Origin of the sequence: Amycolatopsis sp. NPDC088138 (assembly GCF_044741685.1) — a bacterium.
Lineage (GTDB): Bacteria > Actinomycetota > Actinomycetes > Mycobacteriales > Pseudonocardiaceae > Amycolatopsis.
Map to the genome: position 1 here is coordinate 470,080 of NZ_JBIUTB010000006.1, position 8,632 is coordinate 478,711.

11 protein-coding genes are annotated in these 8,632 nt (G+C 72.4%); 7 read left to right on the plus strand and 4 right to left on the minus strand.

Annotated elements, in window-relative coordinates; genetic code table 11:
* Window positions 1-2: 2 nt before the first annotated feature.
* Entirely contained in the window at window positions 3-743 is a 741-nt protein-coding gene (locus tag ACIOD2_RS34020; RefSeq protein ID WP_400547509.1) for an SDR family NAD(P)-dependent oxidoreductase, read from the minus strand.
* 88 nt (window positions 744-831) lie between these two features.
* Here ACIOD2_RS34020 and ACIOD2_RS34025 point away from each other — a divergent pair, with 88 nt between their 5' ends.
* Window positions 832-1,467 (plus strand): TetR/AcrR family transcriptional regulator, encoded by a 636-nt coding sequence (locus ACIOD2_RS34025; protein WP_400547512.1) that lies wholly within the window; start codon window positions 832-834, stop codon window positions 1,465-1,467.
* A 464-nt stretch (window positions 1,468-1,931) separates the two neighbouring features.
* Here the strand turns inward: ACIOD2_RS34025 and ACIOD2_RS34030 are convergent, their stop codons facing one another.
* Window positions 1,932-2,492, minus strand: coding sequence for a MarR family winged helix-turn-helix transcriptional regulator (locus ACIOD2_RS34030; RefSeq protein ID WP_400547515.1), 561 nt, complete (start codon window positions 2,490-2,492; stop codon window positions 1,932-1,934).
* Between the two features lie 114 nt (window positions 2,493-2,606).
* Between ACIOD2_RS34030 and ACIOD2_RS34035 the strand changes: the two genes are divergently transcribed.
* From ACIOD2_RS34035 to ACIOD2_RS34055, 5 genes are all read left to right on the plus strand, one after another.
* Complete coding sequence (locus ACIOD2_RS34035) at window positions 2,607-3,539, plus strand: TIGR03619 family F420-dependent LLM class oxidoreductase (RefSeq protein WP_400547518.1); 933 nt, start codon at window positions 2,607-2,609, stop codon at window positions 3,537-3,539.
* Window positions 3,540-3,574: 35 nt separating this feature from the next.
* Window positions 3,575-4,345, plus strand: coding sequence for an SDR family NAD(P)-dependent oxidoreductase (locus ACIOD2_RS34040; protein WP_400547521.1), 771 nt, complete (start codon window positions 3,575-3,577; stop codon window positions 4,343-4,345).
* Between the two features lie 117 nt (window positions 4,346-4,462).
* Window positions 4,463-5,140: a hypothetical protein gene (locus ACIOD2_RS34045; protein WP_400547523.1), complete on the plus strand. Its 678-nt coding sequence runs from the start codon at window positions 4,463-4,465 to the stop codon at window positions 5,138-5,140.
* Between the two features lie 104 nt (window positions 5,141-5,244).
* The gene (locus ACIOD2_RS34050) at window positions 5,245-5,682 is read left to right on the plus strand and encodes a VOC family protein (protein ID WP_400547526.1); all 438 of its coding nucleotides are present in this window, start codon (window positions 5,245-5,247) and stop codon (window positions 5,680-5,682) included.
* A gap of 27 nt (window positions 5,683-5,709) precedes the next feature.
* The gene (locus ACIOD2_RS34055) at window positions 5,710-6,156 is read left to right on the plus strand and encodes a nitroreductase family deazaflavin-dependent oxidoreductase (RefSeq protein ID WP_400547529.1); all 447 of its coding nucleotides are present in this window, start codon (window positions 5,710-5,712) and stop codon (window positions 6,154-6,156) included.
* Between the two features lie 6 nt (window positions 6,157-6,162).
* On the opposite strand, the gene ACIOD2_RS34060 is transcribed toward ACIOD2_RS34055, so the two are convergent.
* Window positions 6,163-7,071, minus strand: a complete 909-nt coding sequence (locus tag ACIOD2_RS34060; protein WP_400547532.1) for an NADP-dependent oxidoreductase — start codon at window positions 7,069-7,071, stop codon at window positions 6,163-6,165.
* Window positions 7,068-7,517 (minus strand): nuclear transport factor 2 family protein, encoded by a 450-nt coding sequence (locus ACIOD2_RS34065; protein WP_400547535.1) that lies wholly within the window; start codon window positions 7,515-7,517, stop codon window positions 7,068-7,070. The genes ACIOD2_RS34060 and ACIOD2_RS34065 overlap by 4 nt, the downstream gene beginning before the upstream one ends.
* Before the next feature lie 96 nt (window positions 7,518-7,613).
* Here ACIOD2_RS34065 and ACIOD2_RS34070 point away from each other — a divergent pair, with 96 nt between their 5' ends.
* Window positions 7,614-8,423 carry a LysR family transcriptional regulator gene (locus tag ACIOD2_RS34070; protein WP_400547538.1) on the plus strand — a complete coding sequence of 270 codons (810 nt, stop codon included), beginning with the start codon at window positions 7,614-7,616 and terminating at the stop codon, window positions 8,421-8,423.
* Window positions 8,424-8,632 lie beyond the last annotated feature (209 nt).

Consider the following 8,632-nt stretch of genomic DNA (forward strand, 5'->3'; position numbering starts at 1 on the left):
GGTCAGGCGGGCAGGGCGCTGGGTTCGCCGCCGTTGGCGAGGATCACGGTGCCGTTGATGTAGCTGCTGTCGGCGTCGACGAGGAACCGGACGACCCGGGCGATCTCGTCGGGTTCCCCGATCCGCTCGCGGAGGTTGGCCCGGCCGAGCACCTCGACGTCGTCGCCGAGCATCGCGGTGGTGCCCGCGGAGCGGACGGGTCCGGGAGAGACGCCGTTGACGCGGACGCCGCGCGCGCCGAACTCGGTGGCCCAGGAGCGGGTCAGCAGTTCGACGGCGGCTTTCGAAGCGCCGTAAGCGGAACCGATCGGCGCGGGGGACGTCGCGGCCGTCGAGGTGATGTTGACGATGGTGCCGTGCCCGCGTTCGGCCATGCCGGGCGCCAGCGCGCCGACGAGCAGGAACGGGGCGCGGGTGTTGACGGCGAACTGCCGGTCGAAGCTTTCCGCGGTGGTCTCGGCGGTGCTGGTGAAGGCGTAGATCCCGGCGTTGTTCACCAGGATGTCCACGGCGCCCGCCTCCTCGGCGAGGGCCAGGACCTCGGCGGGGTCCGTCAGGTCCGCGGTCGCGAACCGCGCCGTGCCGCCGTCCTCGGTGATCTCCTTCACCAGCTGGGCGCCACGCTCGGGGTCGCGGCCGTGGACGACGAGATCGACGCCGCTCGCCGCCAGGTGCAGGGCGACGGCGCGGCCGATGCCCGTGGTCGCGCCGGTCACCAGGGCGGTGCGCTGGGTCGTGGTCATGGGGTTGCCTCACTTTCTGGGTTGTCCTGTCCAAAAAGTAGCCCCGGAAAATGGATTGCGCAACCCACTCTTGCGGTAGGCTGAGGGGGTGACCGAGTCAGTGAAGCCGCGTCGCCTGACCCCGAAGGGGCTGGCCACCAGGAACCGGATCATCGACGCCGCGACCGCGCTCATCGCCCGGCACGGCGTGGCCGGCACGGGCATCGAGGACGTCCGGTCGGCAGCCGAGGTGAGCGGTTCGCAGCTGTACCACTACTTCGAGAGCAAGCAGGCCCTGATCCGGGCCGTGATCACCCGCCAGGCCGATTCGGCGCTCGGGCCCCGCATCGAGGCGCTGGACAGCTTCGAGGCACTGCGCGCCTGGGCGGACGCGGCGATCGAACGCCAGCTGGAGAACGACGGCCGGGGCGACTGCAGCCTCGGTTCGCTGGCGGGCGAGCTGAGCACCAGTGACGAGGATTCCCGCACCGATCTCGCCAACGGGTTCCTGCGCTGGAAGGACCTGATCCTCAACGGGCTGCGGGCCATGCGCGACCGCGGGGAGCTGCGCGAGGACGCCGAACTGGACGAACTTGCTTTTGCGCTGCTTTCGGCGCTGCAGGGTGGGGTGCTGCTTTCCCAGACAATGCGCCATGTTCAGCCGCTGGAAGCTTCGCTGAATGCCGCGCTGGCTTACATTCGGTCGTTCGCCACGTCTGGTGAGGGTTCTCGCCCGGTCGGCTGAATCCCGCGCGGGGTGCGGCGGGCTGAACCTTCACCGGTGAGGTCGGCCCGGAAGTGCTGGACTCTTGAGGATCGTGGATGTGGTGCGGTGCCCTTGGTGGGTTTCGGCGGGCTGAGCCGCGCTGGCCCACATCCGGTCGTTCGCGACGCCGGGCAAGGGTTCCCGCCCGCTCGGCTGAATTCCGCGCGGGCTCCTGCGGGCTGGACCGCGCGGGCGTGAGTTGGTTGGTCCGGTGGCGCTGGGCTCTTGCGGGTCGCGGATGTGGTGGGTTTCGGCGGACTGAGCCGCGCGGGCGTGAAGTCGGCCCAGTGGTGCCGGACTCTTCCGTCCCGGTCGGCGTGAAGCCGCCGTCGTCCCGGATCCCGGACGTGGTGCGGCGGGCCGGATCGCGACGCCGGGCTCTTCCGGCTCGGGGTGCAAGGCGCCGTCGTTCCAGGCCGCCTTACCGATCAGGCCGATCAGCGTTACTTCTGCCGCGCAGCCGGGCGCCGTCGACTCTTCGGTGTTTCCGGGCAGTCCGAGCCGAGCTGGACCGGTGGGCAGGGTTCGCTGGTGTCCGAGCCCTCCTGGGAGCCGCCCGCGACGCGGGTGATCATCGCGCGGAAGGCGGTCGCCTCCGCGGCGCTGAGGGGCGCCAGCAGGCGGCGCTCCGCCTCCTCGACCCGGCTGCTGCACTCGGCGAGCGCCTTGCTGCCGGCTTCGGTGATGAGCACCTGCCGGGCGCGGCGGTCGGCGGGATCCGGGCGGCGTTGCACCAGGCCGGCGGTCTCGAGCTCGTCGAGCAGGTACGTCATCAGCGTGCGGTCGAGGTCCAGCTGGTTGGCCAGCGCCAGCTGCGACGGCGGCCGGCCCGCCGTCAGCGCGGCCAGCACGAGATAGCCGCGCAGGCCGCCCGGCAGGTCGTGCAGCGACTCCTCGACCCAGTCGTAGAAGGTCCGCTTCGTCCGGGCCAGCCCCCAGCCGAGCAGCGCCCCCGCCGCGTACCGCGGGCCGCTCTGCGCGCTGCTGTCCTCGACGGGATCCATCACCCGAATATACGTCGCTCAGGGTCACGGCCCCGCAGCAGGTGTGCGCGCGATCACATCATCTTGTTTCAGATCGTCTTGAAACTAGATGATCTGAGTGCTTGCATAGTTGGCATGACGAAGTTCGGATTGACCCTTCCGCAGGACAAAGCCATGGACCTCCGGCACGACGTGGCCCTGGTCGCCCGGGAAGCGGAAGCCGCCGGCTACCGCAGTCTCTGGACCTACGAGCGGTCCCTGTTCCCCCTCGAGCCCGCCGACGGCATGTACGGCGTCCCCGGCCTGCCCTGGGACGAGGGCTACCGGTCCACCGCCGAAGCGCACACCGTGCTGACCGTCGCGGCGACCGTCACCAGCACCGTCCGGGTGGGCAGCGCGCTGCTCGTGGCTGGGATGCACGCGCCGCTGCACCTGGCCCGTTCACTGGCCACTTTGGACCAGCTCACCGGCGGCGGCCGGGTGGTCGTCGGCCTCGGTGGCGGCTGGTCCAGCGACGAGTTCCGGGCCGGTGGCGCGGATTTCGCCCACCGGGGCAAGCACCTCGACGAGATGGTCGACGCGCTGGGCGCGCTGTGGGGCCCGGATCCGGTGTCCTATGAGGACAGCCGGATCACCGTCGACAACGCACTGGTCAGCCCGAAACCCGTGGCGCCGATCCCGGTCCTGCTCGGCGGCGGGTACAGCAAGCAGGCGCTCGACCGCATCGCGCGCAAGGCGGACGGCTGGATTCCCACGTCCATCCCGCCGGAGGCGCTGGCCGGGATGTGGCAGGGCCTCCAGGACCTGGCCGCCGGACACGGCCGCCCGGCCGGCGCGGTCAAGCTGTTCCCCCTCGAATCCGTCTACCTCACCGGCACGGACGCCGGGGCGGACCGCCTGCGCGGCGTCGGGTCGATCAACCAGATCGTGGACGACCTCGCGGCGATGGCGGCCGTCGGCGCCGAAGAGATCATCATCGCCGTCCACGGCGCCACCTCCGGCAAGGACCTGGTCGAGAAGTCCGGCCGCCTGATGGACGCCCTCAAGCAGGCCGGGCTCGCGGACTGACCGGCACTTCCACCGACGGAACACGAGGACCAGCCATGACCACAGGACTGCCCGCCCATCCGCTCGCGGGCCGGACCGCGCTGATCACCGGCGGCGGCCGCGGGGTCGGCGCGAGCGTCGCCGGACTGCTCGCCACCGCCGGCGCACGGATCGTGCTCACCGGCCGGTCGGCCGAGTCGCTCCAGGCGGTCGCCGACGGTCTTCCCGGCGGCGCCGAGATCATCCCCGCCGACCTCGCCGCCGCGGGCGAGCCCGAACGCGTCTTGGACGCTGCCATCGGCCGTGCCGGGCGCCTCGACGTCCTGGTGAACAACGCGGGCGCGGAGAACTTCACCGCCGCCGACCAGCTCACCGAAGCCGAGGCCGACGAGCTGTGGCGGCTCAACAGCCGCGCTCCATTGCTGCTCGCCGGCCGCGCGGCCGCGCACATGGCCGGCCACGGCGGCGGGAGCATCGTCAACGTCTCGTCGGTGCTCAGCCGGCGCGCCGTCGCCGGGCAAACCCTTTACGCCACCACGAAAGGAGCCGTCGACGGCCTCACCCGGGCGCTGGCCGCCGAGTGGGGGCCGCAAGGGGTCCGGGTCAACGCGGTGTCTCCCTCGGTGACGCGCACCGACATGTCCGCCGCGGCCTTCACCGATCCGGATCTGAACCGGATCCTCACAGCGCAGTACGCCTTGTCCCGCCTCGGCGAGCCGGAGGACGTCGCCCAGGCGGTGCTGTTCTTCGCGAGCCCGGCCAGCTCCTTCGTCACCGGGCAGCTGCTGAGCGTCGACGGTGGCTGGGAGGCCGCCCTGGTGCACTGAAGCCGAAGGAATGTCATGGCCGGGTCGTGACGTGGTGCCACTGGTCGCCGGGCACCGGGGCGGCTGAGATCGAGGGCAGGGGTCCTGCCCGGGACGCCACGACAGGGAGGCACGAACATGGTCAAGGGGCTCGGACGGCGCCTGCGGCTCGGCAAGGTCCGGCACGGAGACGGGAGCGCCCTTCAGGAATACCGTCCCTGGCAGGTCTTTTCCCGTTCGCTGTTCTTCCTCGATCTCGCCGCTCCTTCGGGGGAGGGCCACGTGTACGCGGTCGACGTCCGGCACCTCGCCGAGGCGAAAAGCCGGTCGCAGCACGAAAAGGCCGTCGGGAAGAGTCCCGCCGCGCTCTACCGGGACGGTGTTCAGCTCTACCGTTCCAATCTCCCGGCGGTGTTCCCGGTGCCCGGCGGGGTCATCGAGGTCGCCACCAGCGCGTTCGGCCTGAAGCGCATGCGGTTCACCGCCGACGACGGCAGCGAGCGCACCCTGCGTCCGCACCCGCGTTCGCAGGAAGGACGGCGGGCGAGGTTCGGGGAGCGGTTTCCCCGGGCCAGCGCCGTGGTCGGGGCGGTGTCCCTCGTCGTCCTCCTCGCCGCGCTCGCCGTCAGCCTGCTCCACGGCGCGGAGGCCCTCACCCGGATCCCGGTCGTCGCCGGGCACATCGGCACGTTCGTCTCGCCGATCCACCTGCCCACGTGGGCGAAGACCGTCATGGTGGTCGCCGGGGCCCTCGCCGCCGTGGAACGCGCCCTGCGGCTCCGGTACAACCGGCTGATCGACTCCATCTCGTCCTGAGCGGTGTGACGACGGTCACGATTCGCTGATGTCGAGATCCTGGCGCCGGCTCCGTCCCAGGAGCATGAGCGGCCACGACAGGCCGCGCGACGACAGGAGGCATCATGACGATCCGCCGCATGGACCACACCGGCTACGTGGTCGGGGATCTGCCGGCCGCGGTCGCGTTCTTCGTCGAACTGGGCCTGGAGCTGGAGGGCGAGACCACGGTCGAGGGGGCGTGGGCGGACCAGCTGATCGGGCTGGACGGCGTCAAAGCGGACATCGCCTTCCTGCGGACGCCGGACGGCCACGGGCGGGTGGAGCTGTCGGCGTTCCAGTCGCCTGTGACCACCGCCGCCGCGCCGAGGGCGCCGGTGAACGTCCCGGGCATCCCGCGCCTCACGTTCGTCGTCGACGTCCTCGACGACGTCCTGAGCCGGTTGCGCCCCCACGGCGCCGAGCTCGTCGGCGAGGTGGCACGGTATGAGGACTACTGCCGGTACGCCTACGTCCGCGGCCCCGAGGGCGTCATCATCGGCCTGGTCGAAGAACTCTCCTGAACGACTCCACCGGAAAGGACCGCCGCCATGGCCGTCGCCGATGATCTCGACCGCGCCAGCGACTCGACCTGGGACTGGGTCGCCGAGCAGACCCGCACCTACCTCGCCTCCGGCGGCACCGAGGGACACGAGTCGAACGGCATTTACACCCTCATCCTTGCCACCACCGGCCGCCGGACCGGCGAGCCCCGCCGCACCTGCCTGATCTACGGCACCTCGGGCGACGACTTCGTCGTCGTCGCCTCCAAGGCCGGCGCCGACGAGGACCCGGACTGGCTCACGAACCTCCGGGCGGACCCGAGCGCCGGGGTCCAGGTCGGTCCCCGCCGGTTCACCGCCCGCGCCCGGGTCGCGTCCCCGGAGGAGCGCGAGACCCTCTGGCCGCGGATGGTGAAGATCTTCCCGCTGTACGACGAATACGCGCGGAAGACCGATCGCGTGATCCCGGTCGTCGTGCTCACCCCGCAGGACTGAGCCGGGTCAGGGGAGCAGGACGATCCGGCCGGGCGCGTGCCCGTCCGCCAGCAGGCGCTGGGCGGCCGCGGCCTCCTCGAGCGGGAACGTCCGCGCGACCCGCACCCTGAGCTTGCCCGCCTCCGCCAGCTCGGCGACGGTGCGCAGGTCGCCGGGGACGAGCCGGGCGAACACCGGCGTCACCCCGGGGACGTCGAACTCCGCGACGGACGCGACCCGGGTGCCGAGGTCCGGCGTCGCTGCCAGGGTGCCCCGGCCGGCGGTGTCGAGCACGGCGTCGACGCCGTCCGGGGCGAGTTCACGGACGCGGCCCGCAAGACCTTCGCCGTAGCGGACCGGTTCCACGCCGAGGGAACGCAGGTAGGCGTGGTTCGCCTCGGACGCCGTGCCGAGCACCCGGGCCCCGCGGCCGAGGGCGATCTGCGCGGCGAGCGAGCCGACACCGCCCGCGGCGGCGTGCACCAGCAGCGTCTCACCGGGTTCCGGCGCGAGGGTGTCGACGGCCTGTAGTGCGGTCAGCCCGGCGAGCGGCAGGCCCGCCGCCTCGGCCCAGGGAAGGGCGCGGGGCTTGGGAACCAGGGTCCGGACATCGGCCGCGACCAGCTCGGCGTAGGCGCCGTTGCGGTGCTCGACCTCGCCGCGGACGTAGCCGATCACCTCGTCGCCGGGCGCGAACTCCGGCGCGGCAGGCCCGGCGTGTTCGACGACTCCGGCGACGTCCCAGCCGGGCACGACGGGGAAGTAGGACTCGAGCATCCCGGCCAGCGCACCCGACTGCACCCCGAGGTCGGCCGGGTTCAGGGCGGCGGCGCGCACCCGCACGAGCACGCCGTCGAGGTTCACCTTGGGCTCGGGAAGTTCGGCGATCGCCAGCACCTCGGGGCCGCCGAACCGGTGGTAGACCACGGCTTTCACGGCTGCACCACCCGCATCGGCAGGTCGCCCAGCGCGTGGTGCCGGACGATCTTCCACGCGCCGTCGATCCGCTTCAGCTCGGTGTCGTAGTACCCGGACTCGACGGCCTGGATCGAGCGTTCGGGCGTGGTCCGGACCTCGAAGACGACGAACTGGGCGTTGAGGTGGGCGGTGTCGCCGTCGACGGTGATCAGGTGGTCGGCGGTGACGTGGTGGCTCGACCCGCCTTCGGGGTGCGGCGCCATGAAGTTCTCGACGGCGTAGCGGACGCCGGCGCCGCCGACCAGCGGCTCGCCGACCGGCTCGTACCGATCGGGACCGGCCTTCTCGAAGATCCGGACCTCGGCGTCGTCGGTGAACAGCGCGCCCTGTGCGGCGCCGTCCCGCCGGTCGGTGGCGCGGACGTAGCGGGCCAGTACTTCCTGGACCGCGCGTTCGTCGGACATGGGATGACCTTTCGTGGGTGGGGCTGTTCCTCCAGCCAACCGCGCGACGACCGCCGGAACGATGCCGTTCCGGCCGCCGATCATTACCCTGGCGGTATGGATCGACTGGAGACGCGCGAGCTGGCCTACTTCGTGGCGGTCGCCGAGGAGCTGCACTTCGGGCGCGCGGCCGAGCGGCTCGGGATCGCGGCACCGCCGCTGTCGCGCGCGATCGCGCGGCTGGAACGACGGCTGGGCGTGCGGCTGTTCGACCGGACCAGCCGCCGGGTGTCGCTCACCGACGCCGGCCGCGTCTTCCTGGCGGACAGCCGCGCGGCGCTGGCGGCGGTGGACCGGGCGGCCCGGCGGGCGGGACGTTCTTCGCGGCTGACGGTCGCGGTGCGCTCGGGCACGGCCGCCGGCGTGCTGGCCGAGCTGGTCGAGGCGTTCGCCCGCGCGCACCCGGTGGAGCTGCTGTTCACCACCGACCAGGTCGGCGCGGTCCGCGGCGGCGCCGCCGACGTCGCCCTGCTCTGCGCGAGCAACGACCTCGCCGGGTTCGTGACGACGGACGTCGCCGAAGAGCTGCCGGTGGCCCTGGTCCCGGTGTCGCACCCGTTCGCCGCCCGCCCGGCGGTCTCGATCGCCGACCTCCGCCGCGAAGACGCGTTCCGGACGGAGTGCCCGCAGCTGCCCCTGGACGAGATCGTGGACCGCGTCGCGGTCGGCGAGCTGCTGGCGGTGGTGGGCCACGGCGCGGTGAGCCGCGCGGGCGACGCGGTGGTCGGCGTCCCGGTGGCGGACTGCCCGCCGACGCGGGTGGTGCTCGCCCGCCTGGCCGGGAACGTGAGCGCCGAGGTGAAGGCGTTTGAGCGCACGGCAAAGGATGTCGCGGCGCGTCGATCGGCGATGGCGGCGACCGCCTAGCCGGGGTGCGCTCGGGGCACGACGTATGGCCTGCTGCTGGTGAGCGCGGAGGTGAAGGCGTTCGGGCGCGCGGCGAAGGATGTTGCGGCGCGTCGGTCGGCGATGGCGGCGATCGCCTAGCCGGGGTGCGCTCGGGGCACGACGTATGGCCTGCTGCTGGTGAGCGCGGAGGTGAAGGCGTTCGGGCGCGCGGCGAAGGATGTTGCGGC

Excerpts from the sequence above, each read along its gene's own strand:
- ACIOD2_RS34055 (WP_400547529.1), top strand. The coding sequence starts at position 5,710 with ATGGCCGTCGCCGATGATCTCGACCGCGCCAGCGACTCGACCTGGGAC.
- ACIOD2_RS34045 (WP_400547523.1), top strand. The coding sequence starts at position 4,463 with ATGGTCAAGGGGCTCGGACGGCGCCTGCGGCTCGGCAAGGTCCGGCAC.
- ACIOD2_RS34070 (WP_400547538.1), top strand. The coding sequence starts at position 7,614 with ATGGATCGACTGGAGACGCGCGAGCTGGCCTACTTCGTGGCGGTCGCC.
- ACIOD2_RS34040 (WP_400547521.1), top strand. The coding sequence starts at position 3,575 with ATGACCACAGGACTGCCCGCCCATCCGCTCGCGGGCCGGACCGCGCTG.
- ACIOD2_RS34030 (WP_400547515.1), bottom strand. The coding sequence starts at position 2,492 with ATGGATCCCGTCGAGGACAGCAGCGCGCAGAGCGGCCCGCGGTACGCG.
- ACIOD2_RS34065 (WP_400547535.1), bottom strand. The coding sequence starts at position 7,517 with ATGTCCGACGAACGCGCGGTCCAGGAAGTACTGGCCCGCTACGTCCGC.
- ACIOD2_RS34035 (WP_400547518.1), top strand. The coding sequence starts at position 2,607 with ATGACGAAGTTCGGATTGACCCTTCCGCAGGACAAAGCCATGGACCTC.
- ACIOD2_RS34050 (WP_400547526.1), top strand. The coding sequence starts at position 5,245 with ATGACGATCCGCCGCATGGACCACACCGGCTACGTGGTCGGGGATCTG.
- ACIOD2_RS34020 (WP_400547509.1), bottom strand. The coding sequence starts at position 743 with ATGACCACGACCCAGCGCACCGCCCTGGTGACCGGCGCGACCACGGGC.